The following is a 24,252-nucleotide window of genomic DNA, read 5'->3' as shown; positions in this document are numbered from 1 at the left end:
TTCTCCACACCCAGGACAAAGTTCGTGCCATTGCGGTCATAGGTATTGGCGAGTCGCGCAAAGGGGTCTAGCTTCCTTGGCGCTGTCGCTGTGACCGAGGAGGTGCCCATGCACTTACGAGGGTTGAGCACGAAGAGACGAATCCGGGTGACGGCCGTGGCGTGCGGGACGCTCGTCGCCGGCCTGCTGTCCGCGCCCGCCGCGGACGCGCGCCCGGCCCCGGATCCACCCCTGACAACGATGTCCGTGAAGTCGCCGCCGGGCGGCGCGAACGTACGTGTGCTGATCTTCCACGGGTCGGCCGCGGCCGGGGACGAGTCCCCGGTCGTGAACGCCGGTATCGAGGCCATCGAGCGGATCGGTCTGTCCGGACCGGCGGACCAGCGGTTCGCGGTCGAGGCCACCGACGACGCCTCGGTGTTCACCGACGGTACGGAACTGGGCCGTTACAACGCGGTCGTGTTCCTGACCGGCGGCGGTGACGTCCTCGACCCGGAGCAGGAGTCGGGCCTGGAGGCCTATATGGAGGCAGGCGGCGGGTTCGTCGGCCTCCACGACGCGGCCCGCGCCGAGCCGTACTCGAACTGGTTCACCGGTCTGATCGGCGCCCGCCCCGCTGCGTCGAGTCCAACGGCCGTGCAGCGGGCGACCGTTGAGGTCGGCGACCGACGGCATCCGGCCACCAAGGAGCTGCCGCTGGAGTGGAAACGCCCGGACCTGTGGCCGAACTGGGTGAAGAACCCGTCCGGCGACGTGCACACCGTGGCCCGGGTGCGCGAGTCGACGTACCAGCCGGGCGCGAGCGCCAACGGCGCGGACCACCCGGTCAGTTGGTGCCGGGACTACGACGGTGGGCGCTCTTTCTACACGGGCATGGGCGGCACGGTGTCGTCGTACGACGAGGTCGACTTCCGCGCGCATCTGCGCGGCGCGCTGCTGTGGACGACCCGGCTGGTGCAGGCGGACTGCAAGGCGACCATCACCGGGAACTACAAGGCGGAGCGGCTGACCCAGCCCAACCAGCCCGGGCAGAACGACCAGATCGGCGAACCGCACGGCCTGGTCACCGCGCCCGACGGCCGGGTCCTCTACATCGGGCGGGGCGGCGCCGACTCCTCCCAGCCCGTGATCACCGACTGGAACAACCCCAACGTCGGCAAGGGCAAGGGGCAGATCCACGTCTACGACCCGGCGACCAAGAAGGTCACCCTGGCCGGGGAGTTGACGGTCTTCGGCAACAAGGGCGGCGGCGACGAGCTCATCAAGGTCGAGGAAGGGCTTCTCGGCATCGAGCTCGACCCGCGGTTCGAGCAGAACGGCTGGGTGTACCTGCACTACACACCGCACTCGGGCGTCAACCGTGAGACCCGGATGGCCGAGCGGCGCGTCTCCCGTTTCACGCTCGACCCCGCCACGAACCGGCTCGACCTGAACAGCGAGAAGGTGCTGCTCAAGTGGCCGGTGCAGGTGCACAGTTGCTGTCACGCCGGGGGCGGCATGTCCTGGGACTCGAAGGGCAACCTGTACATCGCCACCGGTGACAACAACTCCAGTGGTTTCAGCGACGGTTACTCCGGAAACAACCCGCAACCGAACTTCCGGGGTGTTTCCTTCGCCGACGCGCGCCGCACCGCCGGAAACACCAACAACCTCAACGGAAAGATCCTGCGCATCCACCCGGAGGCCGACGGCACGTACACGCTTCCGGCGGGGAACCTCTTCACGGGCCGGGAGACCGCCGAGGGCGGCGGCAAGACGCGCGGCGAGATCTATGTGATGGGCGTCCGCAACCCCGCGCGGATCTTCGTCGACCGCACGACCGACATCCTGTACGCGGGCTGGGTCGGTCCGGACGCGAGCGACCCGTCGACGACGTGGGGGCCGGCGAAGTACGACACGTTCGCCGTCATCACCCAGGCGAGCAACCGGGGTTGGCCGTACTGCATGGGCAACAAGCAACCCTACCGGGACCGCAACCTGCCCGATCCCTCGCAGCCGCTGGGCTGGTACGACTGCGACCACCCGAAGAACGAGTCGCCGAACAACGACGGCCTGGTCAACCTGCCGCCGGTCACCGGGAACAACATCTGGTACTCGCCCCAGGGCGGCGCGCCCGACTACCCGCGCGACGCGAGCGGCGTCCCCACCTACCGCAAGGACCAGGCGACCTACCGGCTGCCGTGGCTCAAGGGCGGCGGGCAGGCCGCGATGAACGGCCCCGTCTACCGTTACGACGCCACGAGCGCGAGCGCGGCCAAGTGGCCCGCGTACTGGGACGGCAAATGGTTCGTCGGCGACTTCTACGACGCCGACCAGCCGCGCAACGCGGTGGTCATGGACCCGAAGACACAAGGGTCGGGCGGTCTGCCGGTGCACTCGGAGTCGCTGAAGAAGATCGTGCCCGTCGGTAACGACGGCATCAAGAACCTCATGGACTGGAAGTTCGGTCCGGACGGCGCCCTGTATGTCCTCGACTACGGCCGCGGCTTCTTCACCTCGGACGCCAAGTCGGCGCTGTGGCGGGTCACTTACACCGGCGGCGGTCCGACACCGGCCGCCGGCGAACTGGCGAGGGGAGCGCGGTGACACGGCGAACACGGCAACGAAGAGTCTGGCCGGTCCTGTTGGCGGCCGTACTGATGGTGCTCGGACTGCAGGCGGCGCCGACGACGGCGGCGGCACAGTCCGAACCGGCGGCTGCCGCCCAGGTGCTCACCTGGACCGCCGGTGACGGCATCACCTCGTACGTGTCGGCTCCGACCACGGCGGTGGCGGGTCAGGCGACGATCGTCTTCGAGAACAGCGCGGCCACCGGCAACACCACCGGCATGCCCCACACACTGACGTTCGTCACGAACGATCCCGAGTTCAACGACGACGTCACCCTGAACATCCTGGCCAACCCGAACGACGACATGGGCGGCCGCCACACCGCCGAGGTCACCCTGACCCCGGGTCGCTACTTCTACCACTGCACGATCCCCGGCCACGGGCAGATGCAGGGCATCCTCGTGGTCACCGAGGGCGGCGGGCAGGACACGACCCCGCCCGAGGCGGCGGCGCAGGTCACCGGCACACAGAACGCGCAGGGCGAGTACGTCGGCTCGGCGAGTGTCGCGATCGGCGCGACGGACGACGGCGGGTCGGGGGTCGACAGCATTCAGTACGCCGTCGACGACCTGGCCGACTGGATCCCGTACACCGCCCCGGTCGTCGTCGACCAGGTCGGCGGCCACCGGGTCCGCTACCGGGCGTTCGACAAGGCGGGCAATGTCTCGGCCGAGAAGAGCGTCGCGTTCACGGTCGTCGCCCGGCCCTCCGACGACACGGCGCCACCGGACACCTCCGCGACGGTGACCGGTGAGCAGAACGCCGACGGGACGTACGTCGACATGGCGACCGTCACCGTGTCCGCCTCCGACATCGGTTCCGGGGTCAACACCATCGAGTACGCGGTGAACTCCGGGGCCTGGCAGCGCTATACGGCGCCCGTGATGGTGCATCAGGCGGGCGCCCACACGGTGCGCTACCGGGCCACCGACAAGGCGGGCAACGTGTCCGCCGAGAAGGACGTCCGGTTCACGGTGGTCGCGGCGACCCCGCAGGACACCACGCCCCCGGTGACCGGCGTGAGCGTCGACGGCACGAGGAACTCCGACGGGGCGTATGTCGGCAACGCCAAGGTGACCGTGAGCGCGACGGACGCGGGCGGGTCGGGTGTCGACCGGATCGAGTATTCGCTCGACAGCGGACCGTACCTCGCCTACAGCACACCGGTGACCGTCGACCGGGCCGGTCCGCACACCCTCGCCTACCGGGCCGTCGACAAGGCGGGCAACACCTCCACCGCACGCACGGTGACCTTCACGGTGGTGTCCAGTCACGTCCCGGCCCCCAACTGCCCCGAGTACGACGAGCGGTTGACGGTCATCGTCGGCACGGTCGACTCCGGGGTGCCGAACCGGCTGACCGACAGCCGGTGCCGCATCAACGAGTTGATCGAGGACGAGAAGGAGTGGACGTCCCACGCGCTGTTCCTCAAGCACGTGAAGACGGTCCTGGACAAACTGTTCACCGACGGGGTCGTCGACGGCCGCGAGTACGACGCGATCCAGCAGGCGGCCCGCGAGTCCGGGATCGGCACGCCCGGCCAGACCGAGGGCTACCGCACCATCCTCGACGGGACCGCGGAGTCGTTCGCGCGATGGCAGCAGGTGGGCGGCGGCTCGTTCGCGCTCAACGCCGACGGGTCGATCACCTCCGGCACGACGCGGGACGGACTCGGCATGCTGTGGTTCCCGCAACGCAAGTACGGCGACTTCTCGCTGAAACTGCAGTGGCGCGACGACGCACCCGGCACGGGCAACGCCAACTCCGGTGTGTTCGTGCGCTTCCCGTGGGTCCATGACCACCCCGAGGAGCCGCGGCCGGAGTGGGTCGCCATCAAGTACGGCCACGAGGTGCAGGTGCTCGACCGGCCCGACGGCGACATGTACAAGACGGGCTCGGTGTACGGCTTCGACCGGGTGGGACTCGCCGGGGCCGGCGTCACGCAGAAGGGCACCTGGAACGACTACGAGATCCGGGTGGTCGACCAGCACTACTCGGTCTTCCGCAACGGCGTGCTCATCAACGAGTTCGACAACATCGGCGGCCAGGACTTCTCCCCGCCCCGCTCGGACGACCCGGGCACGGACGGGCGGCGGTTCGCGTCCGGCTACATCGGGCTCCAGGTGCACAGCACGACGGACGTCGTCTCGTACCGGGACGTCCGGATCAAGGAGTTGTAGCGTCCGGAGGAGGCGCCTCGGCCTCGGCCGGGGACGCCTCCTTCTTCGCCCGGCTCGGCTGCACCCGCTTCGGCTCCCCCGGCATCTTCGGGTACTCCGGCGGATACGGCAGATCGCCCAGCCCGTGGTCGTGTTCGTCCCGGCGGGCGAGTTCGAGCAGGGCCTCCAGCGAGAAGCGGTGATCGTCCATGTCCGTGTGCACATCGCCGAGTTCGGCGAAGCGCGCGGGCATGGTCGCGATGTCGAAGTCCCGCGGGTGCGCGATTCCGACCTCGTCCCAGCTCAGAGGCGCCGACACGGGGGCGTGCGGGAGGGGGCGCACGGAATAGGCGGAGGCGATCGTGCGGTCCCTGGCCGTCTGGTTGTAGTCGACGAAGATGCGTTCGCCCCGCTCCTCCTTCCACCACTTGATGGTCACGTGGTCCGGCATCCGCCGTTCCAGCTCCCGGCCCACGGCGATGGCGGCGCGCCGGACCTGGGTGAAGGTCCATCTCGGCTCGATCGGCACGAAGACATGCAGGCCGCGGCCGCCGGAGGTCTTGGGAAAACCGCGCAGGCCGCCGAACTCGTCGAGGACGGCGCGCAGTTCGTGGGCGGCGCGGACGGCGTCGTCGAAGTCGGTTCCGGGCTGCGGGTCGAGGTCGATGCGCAGTTCGTCGGGGTGGTCGACGTCGGTGCGGCGGACGGGCCAGGGGTGGAAGGTGAGAGTGCCGTACTGGGCCGCCCACAGGACGGCCGCCTCCTCCGTCGGGCACATCTCGTCGGCGCTGCGCCCGCTGGGAAAGGTGATGTGGGCGGTCGGGATCCAGTCGGGCATGTTCTTCGGCGCCCGCTTCTGGAAGAAGGACTCGCCGGTCACACCCTCCGGGTAGCGCTCCAGGGTGGTGGGGCGGTTGCGCAGGGCGCGCAGGATGCCGGGGGCGACCGCCTGGTAGTAGCGGGCGAGGTCCAGCTTGGTGAAGCCGCGCTCCGGGAAGAACACCTTGTCCGGGCTGGACAGCCGTACCGTCCGCCCGGCTGCTTCCAGTTCCACCGCATCGCCCATGCGAGCCACAGTAGACATACCTCCGATTCCTCGCATCAGCTCGGGTCGGGCTGTCTCGGCCATCAGGTGGCATCGGGTCGCACCCGCGCTGCGCGCGAGAGGCGCGTAGAATCGGAGCATGCTTCCGCCCTGATCTGCGAGATTGTCGCGGCTCGCCGCGGTATGAGCGTCCGTCAACGGGTGCGGGCGGCTCGGCTCCGCACTGTCGTACGCAGTTGACCGACTGGATTCTCCAGGAATGCCTCCAGAAGGCCGATGGGAATGCCTGAGCCCCAAGAGGCCCGTCGCTGCATGGCGGTCGTCGGTGATCGGGTGTATCCCCGATCATGAGAGATGCCTGGACAACGGATCACGTAACGGCCGCGGTCGCGCACGTCAACATGCACCTGGCGCACCTGCGCGAGGGCGGTGGGCCGCGCGGGGCGGCCTGGTGCGGCTGCCGCACCATGGGACCACTCGTGCGCCGCGCCGCGCCGGGCGAAGGCGTGGGCGGCGGCACGGCCGATCCCGCTGCCCGCGCCGGTGACCACTGCCACGGCGTTGTGCAGCTCGCACCTCGACAGATGGGCTACGGATACCCACAGAGCGAGCCATCAACTTGGCCCCGTCCATGCGCCTCGACGTAAAGGCACCGGGGACTCCAAGACACGCCAGGTCCTGCTCAGCGCCACCGAGCGCCCCCAGCCCTGCGACGGCGGCGGGGCGAGCATGAAACGCGAGCTCGGTTTCCGACCGCGTGTTAGATTTTCGAGTCGCTTCGTGGAGGAGGGTGTGCATACCGTGGGGCAGGCAAGAGCGCGGGGACCGTACGCCAAGACGCCGGCCCGCCGGTCGGAGATCGTCCGGGCAGCCCGCGACAGCTTCGCCGAGCACGGTTACAGCAAGGCCTCTCTGCGGGACATCGCCGAACGAGCCGGCATCACGCACGCCGGACTCCTGCACCACTTCCGCAACAAGGACGAACTGCTCGCCGAGGTGCTCGCCGACCGCGACTCGGAGGAGTGGCAGCAGGGCCTCAACCAAGTGGAACGGCCGGACCAGCTCGGCCCCTACCTCGCCGAGCTCATCCGCCACCACCAGAAGACTCCCGAGCTGATGCGACTGTGGATCGAGCTCGCGGCGGCGGCCTCACGTCCCGACCATCCGGCACACACCTACTTCGTCGAGCGCTACGCACGCAGCCGCGCCCAGTTCACAGACGGGTTCCCGGACGAGGCGACCCGCGCCAGGCTCCGCGAGGGCGTCAGTCCCGACAGCGCCGCGGTCCTCTTCCAGGCCGTGCTCAACGGGCTCCAGTTGCAGTGGGTCCTCGACCAGGACCTCGACATCGTGGGGCCGGTCACCGACTTCGTGCACCTGCTGTTCGTCCGGGACGGCACCGCCGACACCATGTGATCACCCCTGGTCAGGACCCGAGACAACCCGAGGTTCGACACAAGATTCGAACTAGAGTTCACCAGGGTTCGCACTGAACGGGGCACCCACTCCATCGGCGGGAATGTAACGCTCAGATTACGAAACCGCCCCGCAGTCTTCCTTCCCCTGTGATCCCGGTTTACGTTCCAGCGAAAACCAACCACATGGTAAGTGTTGGCGACCGTCACCCGCGGCGCCCAGGAAGGCAGTCGACGATGACCGAACTCGCTCCCGGATTTCTCTGGGGCGCATCCACGGCGCCGCACCAGATCGAAGGCAACAACCTCAACAGCGACTTCTGGGCGAACGAGGGCCGCATCCCGGGCATGGAGCGCAGCGGCGACGCCTGCGACAGCTACCACCGCTACCGCGAGGACATGCAGCTGCTCGCGGACGCCGGCCTGAACGCCTACCGATTCGGCATCGAGTGGGCCCGCATCGAACCCGTCCCCGGCATGGTCTCGCGCGCCGAACTCGCCCACTACCGGCGCATGATCGAGACGGCCTTCGAACTCGGCCTGACCCCGGTCGTGACCCTGCACCACTTCACCAGCCCGCTCTGGTTCGCCCAGGAGGGCGGCTGGCTCGGCGACCGCGCCGTCGACCGGTTCCGGACCTACGTCGAGACGGTCGCGCCGATCCTCGAAGGTGTCGAGTGGGTCGTCACGATGAACGAGCCCAACATGCTGGCCATCATGGTCGGCATGGCCCGGGCGATGCAGAGCGCGCAGGCCTCCGGGGAGTGGCAGAGCCCCACGCTCGACAATGAGGGCCCGCGTCCGCCCCTGCCGGCCCCCGATCCGGCCGTCGGCGTGCGGCTCGTCGAGGCGCACCACGCGGCGCGGGAGGTGCTGCGTGAGCACACCGGCGCCAAGGTCGGCTGGACGGTCGCCAACCGCGCCTTCGTCGCCCGTCCGGGGTCGGAGGAGAAGAAGCGGGAGCTGGAGCACACCTGGGAGGACCTCTACCTGGAGGGGTCGCGAGGTGACGACTTCGTGGGCGTGCAGTCGTACTCCAGCCAGTGGGTCGGCCCGGACGGCATCGAGCCCCACCCGCAGCACCCGGACAACACGCTCGTGGGCACCGCCTACCGGCCCGACGCCCTGAGCATCGCGGTGCGGCACACGGCCGAGGTCACCGGCGATCTGCCGGTCCTGATCACCGAGAACGGCATCGCCACCGGCGACGACACCCGCCGTATCGCCTACACCGGTGAGGCCCTGGAACACCTCGGCAAGGCGATCGCCGACGGGGTGGACGTCCGCGGCTATCTGCACTGGAGCCTGCTCGACAACTACGAGTGGGGCCACTGGGCACCGACGTTCGGCCTGGTCGAGGTCGACCGCGAGACGTTCGAGCGCCGTCCCAAGCCCTCTCTGGCCTGGCTGGGCGAGACCGCCCGCCGCGGCCGGATCTGACCCGACCGTCACAGGAGGACACACCGTGCAGGTTTCCGTACCCGACGTCTCGTCGAAGTCCCTGGCGCAACTCGTCTCGCTGTCCGGGCGGCGGGCCGTCGTGACCGGCGCGAGCCAGGGGCTGGGCAGGGCCATCGCCGAGCGGCTGACCGAAGCGGGAGCGGACGTGCTCGTCGCGGACATCCGGGACGAACTCGCCACCGCCGTCGCCGAAGACCTCAGCTCCCGGGGGCAGGGCCGTGCCCTGGCCGCCCACCTGGACGTCACCGACCCCGACAGCGTCGTGGCCGCCGCCGACCTCGCGGTCCAGGAGCTCGGTGGGATCGACATCTGGGTGAACAACGCCGGGATCTTCCCCAGCGTTTCCGCCCTGGAGATGTCCGGCAAGGCGTTCGACGACGTGTTCGCCGTCAACACCCGCGGGGTCTTCCTCGGCTCCCGGGAAGCGGCGCGCCGGATGAGCGAGGCCGGGCAGGGGGGCGTCATCGTCAACGTCGTCTCCACCGCCGGGTTCCGCGGGACGGCCCCCGGGCTCGCCGCGTACGTCGGCTCCAAGCACGCGACACGCGGCCTCACCAGCCAACTCGCCCTGGAGTTCGCACCGTTCGGCATCCGTGTACTGGGCGTCGCGCCGACCTTCGTACCGACCGAGGGGAACCTGGCGATGGCCGCGGAGGCCGGCGTGGACTCCGAAACGATCATGTCCGTGATGCAGCCGGGTCCGCTCGGCCGGCTCGGCGTGCCCGACGACGTCGCCCGGGTCGTGCTGTTCTGCGCCAGCGACCTCTCGGCCTTCATGACGGGCAGCACACTCCTCGCGGACGCCGGAGAAACGGCTTGACGCGCGCCGCCCCCACCACCCCGACCGCTCCGAGCACCCGGTAGGAACTCCATGCTCTCGCCCCGTACCACCCCCACCCGCGATGTCGTCGGTCTCGACGGCCTGTGGCGGTTCGCCATCGGCAGCCGGGCCGGCGCCGCCCCGTGGGCCTCGCGCCTCGCCCCGCCGCTCGAAATCCCGGTGCCCGCCAGCTACAACGACCTGTTCGTGGACCCCGAGATCCGTGACCACGTCGGAGTCGTCTGGTACCAGCGCGACGTGCGCGTACCGCGCGGCTGGACCGGTGAACGCGTGATCCTGCGCTTCGGGTCCGTCACACACGCCGCGCAGGTCTACGTGGACGAGCGGCTCGTGGCCGAACACACCGGCGGCTACACACCGTTCGAGGCGGACCTGACCGGCGTCGTCGAGCCCGGCGCGGAGTTCCGGCTGACCGTCGGCGTCGACAACCGGCTCACGAACGTGACCATCCCGCCCGGCACCGTCACCACCGGCCCCGACGGCCGCGAACGGCAGTCGTATCTGCACGACTTCTACAACTACGCCGGCATCGCCCGCTCGGTGCGCCTGTACAGCACGCCGACGGCCTTCGTCGAGGACGTCACCGTCGTCACCGGGCGGGACGGCGCGGCCGGCACCGTCAGCTACCGCGTGGAGACCGCCGGCGAGCACGCCGACCCGGTCGCCGTGCGCGTGCGCGCGATCGACGAGGCCGGCCTGACCGTCGCGGAGGGAACAGGAGGCGAGGGCGCCCTGCGCATCGAGGACGTCACGCTCTGGCAGCCCGGCGCGGCCTACCTCTACGACCTCGTCGTGGAGCTGACCGCGGACGGAGAGGTCCTCGACAGCTACACCCAGCCCTTCGGCGTCCGTACGGTCGAGGTCCGGGGCACGCAGTTCCTGATCAACGGCGAGCCGTTCTACTTCACCGGCTTCGGCAAGCACGAGGACACACCCGTGCGCGGCAAGGGCCACGACGACGCCTACCTCGTGCACGACTTCCAGCTCATGGAGTGGACCGGCGCCAACTCCTTCCGCACCTCCCACTACCCGTACGCCGAAGAGGTCCTGGACTTCGCCGACCGCCAGGGCATCGTCGTCATCGACGAGACCGCCGCCGTCGGCCTCAACCTGGGCGTCCAGGGCGGACTGACCGGGATCCCCCCGACCCCGACCTTCGCGCCGGAGAACTTCGGCGGGACCACCCGGGACGTGCACGCCCAGCACCTGCGGGAGCTGATCGAACGGGACAAGAATCACCCGAGCGTGGTGATGTGGTGCCTCGCCAACGAACCCGCCTCCAACGAGGACGGCGCGCGCGAGTACTTCGAGCCGCTGGTCCAACTGGCCCGCAAACTCGACCCGACCCGCCCCCTCACCTACTCCGCCGTCATGTTCGCGACCCCGCAGAACGACCAGATCGGCGACCTGTTCGACGTCCTGAGCATCAACCGCTACTACGGCTGGTACCTGTTCACCGGCGACCTCGCGACCGCGGAGGGCTACCTGGAGCAGGACCTGCGCGGGTGGGTCCAGCGCTTCGGCAAGCCCGTCATGATGTCCGAGTACGGCGCCGACACGCAGCCCGGTCTGCACTCCGTCTGGGACGCTCCATGGAGCGAGGAGTACCAGAGCGACTTCCTCGCCATGTACCACCGCGTCTTCGACCGCATCCCCGAGTTCATCGGCGAACAGGTGTGGAACTTCGCCGACTTCCAGACCTCCGCCGGCATCCACCGCGTCGACGGGAACAAGAAGGGCGTGTTCACCCGCGACCGGAAGCCGAAGTCGGCCGCGTTCGCCCTGCGCGGCCGCTGGCAGGGCCTGGAAGGACGCAAGCCGAACCAGACCGCGGCCGACTGACACCTCACCGGCCGGCAGGGGCCGACTCGTCCCCGGCGCGACGACCGGGAAGCCATCGGGTCGGCCGCCCCGCCGCTGCCCACCGCGCTCGGACGATCCGCGTCGGCACTGCACCGGACCGGCCGCCGACCGCGGGGATCCGGCGGCGCGGGGCGTACCGCCGCGCTGACGACTTCGACCACATTTTCGCCACGCCGGTACGGACACGGTCCGAGGACCGCAGGGGTGGCCGACGGCCTCCGCCACGAGCGGCAGGGCCTGGCGCCTCGCCGTGCCGGGAGCGCGATCGGCGCTACGGCGTCGGCCGCAGCCGCCGCCACCCGGCAGCCGGGGCTGCTGGAGTACCGCCCAGCCAGGTGGCCGGTAGTCCGGCTCACACGCCCGCCCCGGCCGTCCTTCCCCGGCGGTTGCCTCGCGCACTGCGACCATGTTGACAAAGGAGTCCTCATGCCTCACGACGACCAGGACGTCAGCGTGGTGCTTCGCTCATCCACAGCCTCACCGCAGGACGCCGCCCAGGCCCCCGCCAGGCCCGAGATCGAGGCACCACCGCTTCAGAGGGTCGGCAGGGGCTACCTCCTGTGGCTGATGATCGCCAGCTTCGGCGGCTCCCTGGCCCTGATGGTCCCGCTCTCCTACTCCCTCGCCGTGCGCATCGACGACCTCGCACCCGGGCACGAGGAACGGCTCGGCTACGTCACGGGGTCAGCGCAGTTCGTCTACCTGGTCCTCAGCCCCCTGATCGGTCTCTGGAGCGACCGCACACGTTCCCGGTTCGGCCGCCGCACCCCCTTCATGATCGGCGGTGCCCTGCTCGGCATCGCCGCGCTCGTCGGTGTGGCCCTCGCGCCGTCGGTCCTCACCCTGGGCCTCGCCTGGGTGGTCGGCATGATCGGCTGGTCGACGGCGGGGCAGGCGATCCAGAACGTCCAGGCGGACCGGGTGCCCGAAGAGCAGCGGGGCCGGATCTCCGCCCTGACCACCGTCATGACCCAGATCGCCCCTGTGATCGGCATCGGCCTCGCGTACGCGGTGGCCTCCAGCACGTTCCTGGTGTTCCTGGTTCCGGGCGTTCTGGGTGCCGCCCTGGTGCTGCTCTTCCCCGTGTTCAAACCCGAGGGCGACTCCCGCACACTGGTGCACGTCAGCGGTGTGACATTGAAGGGCATGGTTGCCAGCTACGGCTTCAACCCGCGCAAGCACCCGGACTTCGGCTGGAACTGGCTCGGCCGTTTCGTCTTCTTCATGGGCCTGTACTTCAACACCACCTTCGGTACCTTCTTCTACGCCCAGCGGCTGGACCTGCCGGTCAAGGAGGTCGCCGGGATCGTGGCGGTCATCGGGACCGTCGGCGTGGTGGCCGCGGCGGGCGGTGCCATCGGCGGCGGCTTCCTCTCCGACAAACTGGGCCGGCGCAAGCTGTTCACCATGATCGGCGCCACGGTGTTCGTCGCCGGGGCCGTCACCGAGGCGTTCGCCCACTCGCTGCCCCAGTTGGTCGTCGGCGCGGTGCTGATGCAGTTCGCCATCGCCGTGTTCAGCGCCGTGGACCAGGCGATCGTGTTCGCCGTCCTGCCGAACCGGGCCGAGGCGGGCCGCTACCTCGCCGTCGTCGGCTTCGCGCAGAAGATCCCCAGCGCCGTCGCCCCGCTGATCGCCCCGCTCGTCATCACTCTGGGGGTCAGCGCCGGCGGTGAAAAGAACTACACGCAGCTCTACCTGCTCGGCGCGCTCCTGGCCCTGGTCGGTGGCCTCATCGTCAAGTTCAAGATCAGGTCGGTCCGCTAGGCCGCCTCCCGGCCGCCGCTCCCGAGAAGCATCCCGTTCCACCGAGTCCCGAGAAGGCAGACCATGCGCAACGCACCGTACGACCTGGGCATCGACAGCGGCGGGGACGACTTCCCCGTGTCCGGGCCCACCCCCCGGCTGTCGTGGAAGCCGCCGTCGAACGTGGCGCACCCGGTGGCGTACGAGGTGCAGTGCACCTTCGACGATGTGTCGCGGTCCGCCGTGATCACGGCCGTGGACGGGCACCGGTTCCTCCCCTGGCCCTGGGCGGCGCTGGAGAGCGGTCGCCGGGTGACCTGGCGGGTTCGGGCGCTCGGTGACGAGGGCGATTCGCCGTGGTCACCGTGGCACGCGTTCGAAAGCGGTCTGCTGGACGCCGACTGGCGCGCACACTGGATCAGTCCCGCCGAGGCCGGCGACCGCGGATACGGCAAGCGGCCCGCGTACGCGCTGTCGGTCCGGTTCCAGGTACCGGCCGGGGTACGTTCGGCACGGCTGTACGCGACGGCACTCGGGGTGTACGAGGCGTACGTCAACGGCGAGCGGGCCGGCGCCGCCCAACTCGCTCCCGGGTCCACCTCCTACGACCGTACGCTCTACGCCCAGGCCTACGACGTCACGGCCGCCGTCGTCACGGGCGACAACCAGATCGAGATCCTGCTGTCCGACGGCTGGTACCGGGGCCAGGTGGGCGCCTTCCGCCGGCCTGCCGCATGGGGCACGGTTCCCGGCGCGCGGGCCGAACTCCACCTCGTGCACGAGGACGGCACACAGCAGGTCGTCCGTACGGACGGAAAGTGGACGAGCACGGAGTCGGCCATCACCCGGGCCGACCTCATGGACGGACAGACCACCGACTTCCGCGTCCGACCGGTCAGCGAACGGCCCGTCCTCGTGGACCAGGTCGAGGCACCCGCGATCACCTGGTCGCCGGCACCGCCGGTACGGATCGTCGAGTCGCGCCCAGCCCAGTCGGTCCAGCAGGTCAAGGACGGGCTCTGGATCGGCGACTTCGGCCAGAACGCCTCCGGCTGGATCGCACTGAGTGACCTCGGCCCTTCCGGCACCCGTACCGTCATCGACCACGGCGAACACGTCGGCGCCGACAGCGATCTGACGACCACTCACCTGGACGCGACACGGCCGGGAGAGGCTCCGATCCCGTTCGTGCAGCGTGACGAGGCCGTTTCCGCGGGCGGCGACGAGACGTTCGAGCCGCGTCACACCGTGCACGGCTTCCGCTACGTCCGCGTCCGCCGGGACGGCGCCCCGCTCGACCCGGCGAGCCTCGTCATGCGGATCGTGCACTCGGACCTGCGTCGCACCGGAACCTTCAGCTGCGGCCACGCAGACCTCGAACGCCTCCACGAGATCGCCGAGTGGAGTTTCCGCGGCAACGCCGTCGACGTGCCCACCGACTGCCCGACCCGCGAAAGGCTCGCCTGGACCGGTGACTACCAGGTCTTCGCCCCCACCGCCACACGCCTGTACGACGTCCTGGGCTTCAGCCGCAAGTGGCTGCGCTCCGTGCGCGACGACCAGCTGCCGGACGGCAGGATCGCCAACTTCTCGCCCGACGGCCGCCGTATCAAACACCACCTGGACGACCAGTTCGCCATGATGACCGGCTCGGCGGGCTGGGGAGACGCGATCGTCGCCGTCCCGTGGGAGCTGTACGAGTCGTACGGCGACCGGGAGGTTCTCGCCGAGAACTGGGAGGCGATGGTCCGCTGGGTGGAGTGGGCACTGAACACCGCCCGCACCACCCGCCATCACTCCCGTGTGGAACGCTCGGCGGAGCCGCTGCCGCACGAGCAGTACCTGTGGGACGGCTCCTTCCACTGGGGCGAGTGGACCGAGCCGAAGGCGAAGGCGGCCGACGGCACCCGCATCGACCCCGTCCAGAGCGACCCCGTCGCCTGGTTCATGGCCGACAAGGGCGAGATCGGCACGGCTTTCCTGTACCGCTCGACGGCGGCCCTCGCCCGCGTCGCACGGGTGCTGGACCGGGGCGAGGACGCGGACCGCTACACAGCCACCGCCGAGCGGATCCGCGACGCATGGCGCACCGAGTTCCTCTCCCCCGACGGACGTACCACGGGCGACACCCAGGCCGGCTATGTGCGCGCGCTGGGCCTCGGACTGGTCCCCGACGCGCTGCGTGAAGCTTCAGCCGCGCGCCTTGTCGAGCTGATCCGCGCGGCCGGAACCCACCTGACCACCGGATTCCTCGCGACCGGCGATCTGCTGCCGGTCCTCGCCGACACCGGATACGCCAATGTCGCCTACGAGTTGCTCCTCCAGCGCACCGCACCCTCCTGGCTGTACATGCTCGACCGGGGCACGACCACCGTCTGGGAGGACTGGGAGGGCGTCGACGACAACGGCACCGCCCACGACTCCCTGAACCACTACAGCAAGGGCGCGGTGGTCCGTTTCCTGCACACCCACACCCTGGGGCTGCGCCAGACACCCGGGTCGATCGCCTGGGAGTCCTTCGAGGTGGCGCCCGTCCCGCACCCGTCCGTGCCCTGGGCGCGGGGCACCCACGAGTCCCCGCAGGGCACGATCGCCGTCGAGTGGCGGATGTCCGGCGACGAACTCACCATCACGGTCGACGTCCCCCCGGCCACCACCGCCCGCGTCGTCTTCCCCGACGGCACCGTCGTGGAGCCGATCCCCTGCGGCAGGTTCAGCGCCTCTCGGCGTGTGGGGAAGGCTGGTTGAGGCGACCGCCGCTCCGGCCCGGCGGGGATTGCGCCCGCCGGGCCTGGCCCTCGGGTGGCCACACAGAGGTTCAGGGGTGTCCGCGTCGGGCGGTGGCGCCCAGCCAGGCGAGGCTCGGCTTCGGGTGACGCTCGAAGGTCTCCCGGTCGACGGCGATCAGGCCGAGGGGCGCCTTCCAGTCGCCCCAGCGGTAGTTGTCGAGGGCACTCCAGTGCAGGTAGCCCCGTACATCGACACCGTCGTCCATAGCGGCGAACAGGTGGTGGAGAGCCTCCTGCGTGTAGGCGATCCGTCGGTTGTCGTCGTCGGTCGCGATGCCGTTCTCGGTGACGAGGATCGGCACCCCACCCGTGACGTCCCAGGTGTGGCGGACCGCCATGCCGAGAGCGTCGGGCCGGTACGCCTTGCCCGCCAGGGTGTTGTCGGGGTGCGGCGGATGCGGCTCGATGCCGTCGGGTCCGACCCATTCGCTGGAGTACGACTGGACTCCGACGAAGCCGTCACCCTGCGAGGCTTCGAGATACAGGTTCTCCCAGCCGTACTCGATCTCGCGGAGCTTGTCCTCGCCGCCGGGTCGCGCGGCGAAGGCACGGTTCGCGATGGTCCAGCCCACGGCGGCGTCCGTGTTGGCGCGGACGACCTTCCGGGCAGCGTGGTGAGCCTCGACCAGGACGGCTCCGATCTCCGGGTCGGGGGCGGGCAGTTTCGGGCGCGTGTTGTCGGCCGCGGCCAGTCCCTGGGAGCGGCTGTCCGGACCGGCCGGCCCCTGGCGCTCTATGGTGATCATCATCGCGAGCATGTTGGGTTCGTTGATGGTCGCGATCCAAGGGACGTCGCCCAGGATGTCCACGACGGCCTCGGCGTAGCGCGTGAACCGCTCGACCGCATTTTTCCCGAGCCAGCCCCCCTCCTCGGCGAACCAGCGCGGGTTGGAGAAGTGGTGGAGTGTGATGACGGGCGTCAGGCCGAGCGACAGGGCGGTGTCGATCATGCGCCGGTAGTGGGCGAGCTCGGCCCGGGAGAAGTGTCCCGGCACCGGTTCCACGCGTGCCCACTCGATGCCGAAGCGATAGGCGTTGAGACCGGCGTCCGCGAGCGGCCGCATGTCCTCCTCGAAGCGGTGGTAGCTGTCGAGCGCTCCGCTGCATGCCCGGCGTTCGCCCCTCGATCACCCACCAGTCGCTGTTGACGTTGTTGCCCTCGGTCTGGTGCGGGGAGCTGGAGGCTCCCCACAGGAATGGCGTACTGCCGCGCATGAGCGCTCCTGGAACGGTGTGAACGGTGTGATGCCGGGGCGCTGCGGACGACCGCGCCCCATACGCGGCGTCCGTCCCCGGAGGACAAAGGCGGCCGTCCGGGTGTCAGGGCAGGGTCAGGCCGCCCGACAGCAGGGCCTGTCGGTTCGCGGCGAGGAGTTCGAAGCGGTTGGCCTCCGTCTGGTCGATCTCCGTGATGTGCCACCGCAGATGGGTGCCCGTGCGCAATGCCGCCGGGATGTCGATGTCCCCGGTGCCGATGGGCGTCTGCGGGGTGTCGCGTTCGGCGGGCCCGTCCTTGAGGTGGGCGGACACGGCGCGTTCTCCCAGACGTTTCAGGACCTCGACCGGGTCCTGGCCGGCCACGGCGGCCCAGTAGACGTCGACCTCGGCGAGCACCTCCGGGTCGAGCAGATCCCACAGGACGTCGAAGGCGTGGGCGCCGTCGGGCAGTCGGGCCCATTCGAAGTGGTGGTTGTGGTAGCCGAGCCGGATTCCCGCCCTGGCCAGGTCCCGGGCAGCCGTGTTGAGACGGCCGGCGAAGGCGCGTACACCGTCGTGGGTCTCCAGGGATCGCTCGTCGAAGCCGTCGACGAGCCACGGAATCGGCACGAAGGCGGTGTCCGTACCGAGGATGCGACAGATCTCGATCACGGGCGTCTGGCTGTCGGCCGAGACGGCGATGTGCATCGAGCTGACACCGAGATTCGCCTCGTCCAGATCCACGCGCAACGCCCGTGCGGAGGCCGCCAGTTCGTCGGGGGGCGTGTTCCACAGGCCGAGCGCGAACGGCTCGACGTGACGGAAGCCGATCGCGGCAAGGCGCGCGAGGGTGCCGGGGCGGTCGGCCTGCAGGGCATCCATCACGCTGTACAGCTGAACGGCGAGGGTGCCATGGCTCATGCTTCGTCCTCTGGTTCTGCGGCGTGCGGGAAGGTCATATGCATGAAGGCCCGGATCGGGCCGACGATGTCGAGATCCTGGTCCAGCAGCCACTGCAGCTGAAGGCCGTTGAGCACGGCCTGGAGCAGGGTGGCCGCGTGGTCGGGGGCGAGTGCCGCGTGGAGTTCTCCGCGGTCGGCCTTCCCGCGCATACCCCGGGCGAACCGGTCGCGCCCCCAGGCGTAGCGGTGCGCGAAGTAGCGGTGCGCGGGGTGGTCGGGGCGTGAGGCCGCCGCCGCGAGTTCGATCCACAGGCGCATCAGTTCGGGGGACTTCTGGTGGTGGCGGAGCAGGTCGCCGAGGTAGGGGGCGAGATGGTCCATGTCCGGCACCCGTGACTCGGCGTACTGCCGTTCCTCGGTGTCGCGTTCGGCGAGCACGGCGGCGAGCAGGTCGTCCTTGTTGCGGAAGTGGTGCAGCAGCCCGGCGTGGGTGATGCCGGCCCGCTCGGCGATGTCGCGCAGCGAAGCCTTCGTGAATCCGTGTTCCGCGAAGCTCTCGCGAGCCGCCCGGACGATCTCGGCCCGTCTGGCGGGGGTCTTGGTGTACGGGCCGCGGGCCTTGGCCTGGGTCACAGCGCGTTCCCTCTTCCCGACTCCCGCATCACGACACCAAAACCTTCCAACCCTTAGAATTTCATTGCCTGGTCGGAGTGTGGACGGCGACCGCCGCGAGCACAAGGGGCGGGGAGCGACGATTTCGCGCCAGGTAACGCTCTGATTACGAACCAGGTCCCCCGTCTTCCCGCGCCCTCCGCCGGGGCTTACCTTCCGAATGAAATTCGACCACGTGGTAACTGTTCGCGTGACGGGACCAACCGGCGGATCCGCGACCGCCGCACCGTTCCCGCTCACCACCCGCATGCCGGCCTCACGGGGCTCCGCCGCACACCCCACGCGTGCATCGGCCCACTCGTACACCCGTGCATGACCGCGCCCACCCACCGACGCACCGACAAAGGCCTCGGCTCTTCAGGTTCCAGGACGAAGGAATCCGCCCATGCGCATCCGCTTCTCGCACTCCCGGCCCATGCCACGGCCACGACAGCGCTCGCAGGCCCTTGCCGCCGTGGCGGCCGTCGCGCTGCTGGCCACCGCCACCGCGGCGTGCGACAGCACCCCGGCCGCCACGTCGAACTCAGGCGCCGACGCGACCCTCGCGCTGTCCATCCTCGGCACGCCCAACTCGTTCGATCCCGCCCAGCTCATCGAGGGCCAGCAGACCTACGTCTGGGACTCGCTCTACGACACGCTGCTCCTCCAGGACAACAAGGGCGAGCTGCACCCCGGCGCGGCTGAGAGCTGGTCGTACTCAAAGGACGGCCGCACGCTCACCCTGAAGATCCGCCAGGGCATGAAGTTCAGCTCGGGCGATCCCGTCGACGCCAACGCGGTGAAGGCAACCCTGGAGCGGATCCGGTCGACACCCGGGCAGAGCCAGCTGTCGCTGGCCTCCGTCTCCTCGGTCGAGGCCCCCGACGCCTCGACGGTCGTCCTCAAGCTCAAGCAGCCCGAGGCCTCACTGCTCGCCGCGCTGTCGACGGCGCCCGGCGTGATCGGCGACCCGAAGACGATGGCGGCCAAGAGCTCCATCCTGAACCCGGTCGGCTCGGGTCCCTACACCCTCGACACCAAGGCCACGGTCAACGGCTCCGTCTACGTCCTGAAGAAGCGCGACGACTACTGGAACAAGAAGGCGTATCCGTTCAAGACGGTCAAGATCCGGGTGATCACCGACCCGACCGCCTCGGCCAACGCGCTCAAGGCGGGCGAGACCAACGCCGGCACGGTCGACGTCTCGCAGATCTCCGCGATCAAGGCGGCCGGCTTCGAGATCTCGCACGTACAGGCCACCGCGGGCGCGTTCCTCGTCCTCGGCGACCGCGCGGGCACCAAGCTGAAGGCGCTCGGCGACGTGCGCGTCCGCAAGGCCATCAACATGGCCTTCGACCGGCAGAAGATCGTCACGCAGGTACTGCGGGGCTCCGGCAAGGCGACCGACCAGTTGTTCAACCCCCAGGACGGGGCCTACGACGAATCGCTCAACAAGCTGTACCCCTATGACGTAGCAGGGGCCAAGAAGCTCCTCGCCGAGGCCGGCTACCCCCAGGGATTCTCCGTCACCATGCCGAGCCTCGTCTTCACCAAGAGCTTCGAGCCGATCTTCACCCAGGCGCTCGCCGACATCGGCGTCAAGGTGACGTGGGAGCCGGTGCCCGCGCAGCAGACCACCACCGCCGTCGCCTCGGGCAAGTACTCGATGTTCCTGCTCGTGGAGGGCCTCGCCTCCGACGCCGTCATGACCCGCAGCTTCTACACCCCGACCGGCTTCCGCAACGTCTTCCACTCCACCGACCCGAAGCTGACCGACCTGCTCGGCCAGGCGTCCCGGGAACTCGACCCGGCCAAGTCCGCCGGGATCTACAAGGAGATCAACAAGTTCGGCGTCGAGAACGCCTGGCTGGCGCCCGTCTTCTACATCGGCTCGGACTGGGCGACCAAGAAGGGCATCACCTACCTCGGCGACGGCGCCTCCACGATGTCCACCATCCGCCAGTTCGGCGTGGCGGGCTCGTCGAAGTCCGGCGGGTGAGCAACCCACCATGACGCTCTATGTGCTGCGTCGCCTGACCGCGGGCCTCGTGCTCGCGGTCCTGGTGACCATGATCACCTTCCTGCTGCTCAGCACGTCCTTCGACGACGTGGCGAGCAGCGTCCTCGGCAACGGCGCCACCCCGCAGCAGATCGCGGCCCAGAAGGCGCAGATGGGCCTCGACCGCCCCGTCGCGGTCCAGTACGCCGACTGGCTCGGGCACGCCGTCCGGGGGAACCTGGGAGCCTCGTACTTCACCAGCGAACCGGTCCGCTCCGCTCTCACCTCCCGGCTCGGCGTCACCCTGTCGATCGTGGTCGTCGCGCTGCTGGCCACCTCGGTCATCAGCGTCGTGCTCGGAGTGGCCGCCGCCGCGCGCGGCGGTGCCGTCGACCGGTTCGCGCAGGGCGCCGCGATGATCGGCTACCTCGTGCCGAGTCTGCTCGTCGCCATCGCGCTGGTCTACGTGTTCGCCATCAAGCTGCATGTGTTCCCGGCCACCGGGTACACCGCCCTCGCGGAGAGTCCGAGCCGCTGGGCGAGCTCGATCGCCATCCCTGTCGTCGCCCTGATGATGGGCGGCGTCGCCAGTCTGACCTCGCAGATCCGCGGCGCCATGATCGGCGAACTGCGCAAGGACTACGTCCGCACCCTGCGCACCCGGGGCATCCCCACCCGCTCCATCGTGCTGCGGCACGCCCTGCGCAACGCCGCGGGACCGGCCCTGACCGTGCTGTCCCTGGAGTTCATCCAGATGCTCGGCGGCGCCCTGATCATCGAGCAGATCTTCGCCCTGCCGGGCTTCGGCCAGTACGCGTTCAACGCCTCCCTGCAGGGCGACGTGCCGATCATCATGGGCATCAGCCTCTTCGGCGTGCTGCTCGTCGTGGTCGTCAACCTCGTCGTCGACCTGCTGGGCGGCTGGCTCAACCCGAAAGCGAGGACAGTCAGTTGACCACAGCGAACACGGCCGGGCGGCGCCGCTCGGCGCTGCGGCGCCTGATCGCCGACCCGCAGGCCGTCGTCAGCGCGGGCCTGCTGTCCGTCGTCGTCCTGCTCGGGCTCCTCGCGCCTCTCCTCACCGACCACGGTGCCAACCAGGCGAACCTGGACGCCGTCAACGCCGGCGTCGGCGACCACGGCTACCTGCTCGGCGGGGACAAGAGCGGACGCGACATCTACGCCAGGCTCCTGTTCTCCATCAACACCAGCGTGGTCTCGGCGCTCATCGGCGCGAGCATCGCCCTCGCGATCGGGATCACATCCGGGCTGGTCGGCGGCTACTTCGGGCGACGGGTCCGCGGCATCACCGAATGGCTCTTCAGCCTGATCATGACGTTCCCCGGGCTCCTCCTGCTGATCATTCTGATGCCGGTCACCAAGGGCGACTACCGGGCCACCATGGTCGTCTTCGGCGTCCTGCTCTCCCCCGGCATCTACCGGCTCGTACGCAACCTCGTCCTCGGTGTGAAGAACGAGCTGTACGTGGACGCCGCCCGGGTCTCCGGACTGCCCGACCGGCGCATCCTGCGACGGCACGTGTTCACCGTCGTGCGCGGCCCGGTGATCATCGCCACCGCGTTCCTCGCCGGTTCCTCCATCGCCGTCCAGTCGGGCCTCGCCTTCCTGGGCGTGGGTTCGACCACCGTGCCCAGCTTCGGCGCGATGATCTCCGAGGGCTTCACCAACCTGTACGAGGAGCCGCTCCAGTTCCTGTGGCCGAGCCTCGTCCTCGGTGTCATCACCGCTTCGCTGGTGCTCCTGGGGAACGCGCTGCGGGACGCCCTGGAGGGGGGCCGTCCCAAGCCGGTCAGGATCGTGACCGCCACCGGGTACCGCCCGCCGGCCGCCGAGGAGTCGGGTTCCCCCGCACTGCTCACCGTCGACGACCTGGCGATCGCCTACCCGACCCCGACCGGCGAACTCAAGGAGGTCGTCACCGGCGTCACCCTGAGCCTGGCCGCCGGAGAGACCCTCGGCCTGGTCGGCGAATCCGGCTCCGGCAAGACACAGACCGCCTTCGCCGCACTCGGGGTGCTCCCCTCTGAGGCGGTGGTCGTCCGCGGCTCGATCCGGCTCGACGGCCGCGAGCTGCTCGGCCTGAGCGAGCGCGAACTGCGGGCGGTGCGCGGCACGTCCATCGCCTACGTCCCCCAGGAACCCATGTCCAACCTGGACCCCTCGTGCACGGTGGGCGCCCAGCTCGTCGAGGGCCTGCGCGCGGCGACACCCATGCCGAGGAGCGAGGCCCGCGACCGGGTACTGGCGCTCCTCGCCAGGGTCGGCATCCCCGACCCCGAACGCACCTTCCGCGCCTACCCGCACCAGATCTCCGGCGGCATGGCACAGCGCGTCCTCATCGCCGGCGCGGTCGCCAGCCGGCCTCTCGTGCTCATCGCCGACGAACCGACCACCGCCCTCGACGTCACCGTTCAGGCCGAGATCCTCGACCTGCTGCGGGACCTCCAGAAGGACCTGAACATGGCGGTCCTGCTCGTGACCCACAACTTCGGCGTGGTCGCGGACATCTGCGGTCGCGTGGCCGTCATGCAGGAGGGCACGGTCGTCGAGACCGGCACGGCGGAGGAACTGTTCACGGCGCCGAGGCACCCGTACACGCGCGGGCTCCTGGACTCGATCCTCGACGAGACCGCTCTGCGCGCCGACCCGCCGACCACCCCCGCGGACGTACTCGAAACGGAGACCCGATGACCACACTGCTGGAGGTGAGCGACCTGCGCGTCACCTACCCCGGGCGGGGCTTCCGAGCCCGCCCCCACGAAGTGCTGCACGGTGTGTCGCTGACCGTGGCGCGGGGCGAGACCCTGGGCGTCGTCGGCGAGTCGGGCTCCGGCAAGACGACCATCGGCCGCTCCGTGCTCGGGCTGGTGGCCCCCAGCGGCGGCACGGTCCGTTTCCGGGACTCCGACATCACCCATGTCGGGCGCAAGGAGCGCCGTGCCCTGGCCCGGGACATCCAAGTGGTGTTCCAGGACCCGTACTCCTCCCTCAACCCGGCCCTCACCATCGGTGACATCCTCAGCGAACCGCTCGTCGTGCAGGGCACGGCGCGGGGTGAGGCCCGGGGCCGGGTCGCGGAGCTGCTCGACCAGGTGGGGCTGCCGAAGGACGCCTCGCAGCGGCTGCCGCGGGAGTTCAGCGGCGGCCAGCGGCAACGCGTCGCGATCGCCCGCGCCCTCGCGCCCGCCCCCCGGCTCATCGTCTGCGACGAACCCGTCTCCGCACTCGACCTCACCACCCAGGCCCGCGTCCTCGACCTGCTCGTCGACATCCAGCGGCGCACCGGCGTCGCCTACCTGTTCATCTCGCACGACCTCGCGGTCATCCGGCACATCAGCCACCGCGTGAGCGTCATCCACCGGGGCGACATCGTCGAGACCGGACCGGCGGGCGAGGTCACCACGAGCCCGGAACACCCCTACACCCGACGGCTCCTGCTGGCCGCGCCGGTCGCCGACCCCGCCGAACAACGCCGACGTCGCGAGGCGCGGCGACACCTCGCGACCGAGTGAACCGTCGGCGGCCCACGGAGGCTCCGCCCGGCCGCCGAGTA

15 protein-coding genes and 1 pseudogene are annotated in these 24,252 nt (G+C 69.8%); 12 read left to right on the top strand and 4 right to left on the bottom strand.

Features of this window, described 5'->3' with window-relative positions; genetic code table 11:
* Positions 1-108 precede the first annotated feature (108 nt).
* Complete coding sequence (locus ACZ5SK_RS22775; protein WP_468576533.1) at positions 109-2,586, top strand: ThuA domain-containing protein; 2,478 nt, start codon at positions 109-111, stop codon at positions 2,584-2,586.
* Between the two features lie 53 nt (positions 2,587-2,639).
* Complete coding sequence (locus ACZ5SK_RS22770; RefSeq protein ID WP_457494047.1) at positions 2,640-4,790, top strand: OmpL47-type beta-barrel domain-containing protein; 2,151 nt, start codon at positions 2,640-2,642, stop codon at positions 4,788-4,790.
* On the opposite strand, the gene ligD is transcribed toward ACZ5SK_RS22770, so the two are convergent.
* Positions 4,777-5,835: a non-homologous end-joining DNA ligase gene (gene ligD / locus ACZ5SK_RS22765; RefSeq protein ID WP_334581083.1), complete on the bottom strand. Its 1,059-nt coding sequence runs from the start codon at positions 5,833-5,835 to the stop codon at positions 4,777-4,779. The two genes, ACZ5SK_RS22770 and ligD, sit on opposite strands and share 14 nt — an antisense overlap.
* A gap of 780 nt (positions 5,836-6,615) precedes the next feature.
* On the opposite strand from ligD, the gene ACZ5SK_RS22760 reads away from it, so the two are divergent.
* From ACZ5SK_RS22760 to ACZ5SK_RS22735, 6 genes are all read left to right on the top strand, one after another.
* Positions 6,616-7,230, top strand: a complete 615-nt coding sequence (locus ACZ5SK_RS22760; RefSeq protein WP_361701975.1) for a TetR/AcrR family transcriptional regulator — start codon at positions 6,616-6,618, stop codon at positions 7,228-7,230.
* Positions 7,231-7,466: 236 nt separating this feature from the next.
* Positions 7,467-8,669 (top strand): glycoside hydrolase family 1 protein, encoded by a 1,203-nt coding sequence (locus ACZ5SK_RS22755; RefSeq protein WP_468576531.1) that lies wholly within the window; start codon positions 7,467-7,469, stop codon positions 8,667-8,669.
* 25 nt (positions 8,670-8,694) lie between these two features.
* Positions 8,695-9,510: an SDR family NAD(P)-dependent oxidoreductase gene (locus ACZ5SK_RS22750; protein ID WP_334575295.1), complete on the top strand. Its 816-nt coding sequence runs from the start codon at positions 8,695-8,697 to the stop codon at positions 9,508-9,510.
* A 51-nt stretch (positions 9,511-9,561) separates the two neighbouring features.
* The gene (uidA, locus tag ACZ5SK_RS22745) at positions 9,562-11,373 is read left to right on the top strand and encodes a beta-glucuronidase (protein WP_468576530.1); all 1,812 of its coding nucleotides are present in this window, start codon (positions 9,562-9,564) and stop codon (positions 11,371-11,373) included.
* A gap of 447 nt (positions 11,374-11,820) precedes the next feature.
* Complete coding sequence (locus tag ACZ5SK_RS22740; RefSeq protein ID WP_334575297.1) at positions 11,821-13,161, top strand: MFS transporter; 1,341 nt, start codon at positions 11,821-11,823, stop codon at positions 13,159-13,161.
* A gap of 63 nt (positions 13,162-13,224) precedes the next feature.
* Positions 13,225-15,888: a family 78 glycoside hydrolase catalytic domain gene (locus ACZ5SK_RS22735; protein ID WP_468576528.1), complete on the top strand. Its 2,664-nt coding sequence runs from the start codon at positions 13,225-13,227 to the stop codon at positions 15,886-15,888.
* Positions 15,889-15,958: 70 nt separating this feature from the next.
* On the opposite strand, the pseudogene ACZ5SK_RS22730 reads toward ACZ5SK_RS22735, so the two are convergent.
* The 3 genes and pseudogenes from ACZ5SK_RS22730 to ACZ5SK_RS22720 form a co-directional block, all read right to left on the bottom strand.
* A pseudogene (locus tag ACZ5SK_RS22730) lies at positions 15,959-17,144 on the bottom strand (family 1 glycosylhydrolase).
* Between the two features lie 105 nt (positions 17,145-17,249).
* Complete coding sequence (locus tag ACZ5SK_RS22725; RefSeq protein ID WP_334575301.1) at positions 17,250-18,047, bottom strand: sugar phosphate isomerase/epimerase family protein; 798 nt, start codon at positions 18,045-18,047, stop codon at positions 17,250-17,252.
* Positions 18,044-18,661 (bottom strand): TetR/AcrR family transcriptional regulator, encoded by a 618-nt coding sequence (locus ACZ5SK_RS22720; protein WP_334575302.1) that lies wholly within the window; start codon positions 18,659-18,661, stop codon positions 18,044-18,046. Before ACZ5SK_RS22720 ends, ACZ5SK_RS22725 begins: the two co-directional genes overlap by 4 nt.
* Positions 18,662-19,085: 424 nt before the next feature.
* Between ACZ5SK_RS22720 and ACZ5SK_RS22715 the strand changes: the two genes are divergently transcribed.
* The 4 genes from ACZ5SK_RS22715 to ACZ5SK_RS22700 are packed head-to-tail and all read left to right on the top strand — an operon-like array spanning position 19,086 to position 24,211.
* Positions 19,086-20,678: an ABC transporter substrate-binding protein gene (locus ACZ5SK_RS22715; protein WP_334575304.1), complete on the top strand. Its 1,593-nt coding sequence runs from the start codon at positions 19,086-19,088 to the stop codon at positions 20,676-20,678.
* A 10-nt stretch (positions 20,679-20,688) separates the two neighbouring features.
* A complete protein-coding gene (locus ACZ5SK_RS22710) occupies positions 20,689-21,633 on the top strand; it encodes an ABC transporter permease (protein ID WP_361701962.1) in 945 nt (314 codons plus the stop codon).
* Positions 21,630-23,390, top strand: a complete 1,761-nt coding sequence (locus ACZ5SK_RS22705) for a dipeptide/oligopeptide/nickel ABC transporter permease/ATP-binding protein (protein ID WP_334575306.1) — start codon at positions 21,630-21,632, stop codon at positions 23,388-23,390. The genes ACZ5SK_RS22710 and ACZ5SK_RS22705 overlap by 4 nt, the downstream gene beginning before the upstream one ends.
* Positions 23,387-24,211 (top strand): ATP-binding cassette domain-containing protein, encoded by an 825-nt coding sequence (locus ACZ5SK_RS22700; RefSeq protein ID WP_457494016.1) that lies wholly within the window; start codon positions 23,387-23,389, stop codon positions 24,209-24,211. The genes ACZ5SK_RS22705 and ACZ5SK_RS22700 overlap by 4 nt, the downstream gene beginning before the upstream one ends.
* Positions 24,212-24,252: the final 41 nt, after the last annotated feature.

The sequence above is a fragment of the Streptomyces sp. NPDC031474 genome (assembly GCF_055581185.1).
Note: the sequence above shows the minus strand (reverse complement) of the source record. Positions and strands in the feature narration are given on the sequence as shown.

Excerpts from the sequence above, each read along its gene's own strand:
- uidA (WP_468576530.1), top strand. The coding sequence starts at position 9,562 with ATGCTCTCGCCCCGTACCACCCCCACCCGCGATGTCGTCGGTCTCGAC.
- ACZ5SK_RS22740 (WP_334575297.1), top strand. The coding sequence starts at position 11,821 with ATGCCTCACGACGACCAGGACGTCAGCGTGGTGCTTCGCTCATCCACA.
- ACZ5SK_RS22715 (WP_334575304.1), top strand. The coding sequence starts at position 19,086 with ATGCGCATCCGCTTCTCGCACTCCCGGCCCATGCCACGGCCACGACAG.
- ACZ5SK_RS22700 (WP_457494016.1), top strand. The coding sequence starts at position 23,387 with ATGACCACACTGCTGGAGGTGAGCGACCTGCGCGTCACCTACCCCGGG.
- ACZ5SK_RS22735 (WP_468576528.1), top strand. The coding sequence starts at position 13,225 with ATGCGCAACGCACCGTACGACCTGGGCATCGACAGCGGCGGGGACGAC.
- ACZ5SK_RS22770 (WP_457494047.1), top strand. The coding sequence starts at position 2,640 with ATGGTGCTCGGACTGCAGGCGGCGCCGACGACGGCGGCGGCACAGTCC.
- ACZ5SK_RS22710 (WP_361701962.1), top strand. The coding sequence starts at position 20,689 with ATGACGCTCTATGTGCTGCGTCGCCTGACCGCGGGCCTCGTGCTCGCG.
- ACZ5SK_RS22755 (WP_468576531.1), top strand. The coding sequence starts at position 7,467 with ATGACCGAACTCGCTCCCGGATTTCTCTGGGGCGCATCCACGGCGCCG.
- ACZ5SK_RS22775 (WP_468576533.1), top strand. The coding sequence starts at position 109 with ATGCACTTACGAGGGTTGAGCACGAAGAGACGAATCCGGGTGACGGCC.
- ligD (WP_334581083.1), bottom strand. The coding sequence starts at position 5,835 with ATGGGCGATGCGGTGGAACTGGAAGCAGCCGGGCGGACGGTACGGCTG.
- ACZ5SK_RS22725 (WP_334575301.1), bottom strand. The coding sequence starts at position 18,047 with ATGAGCCATGGCACCCTCGCCGTTCAGCTGTACAGCGTGATGGATGCC.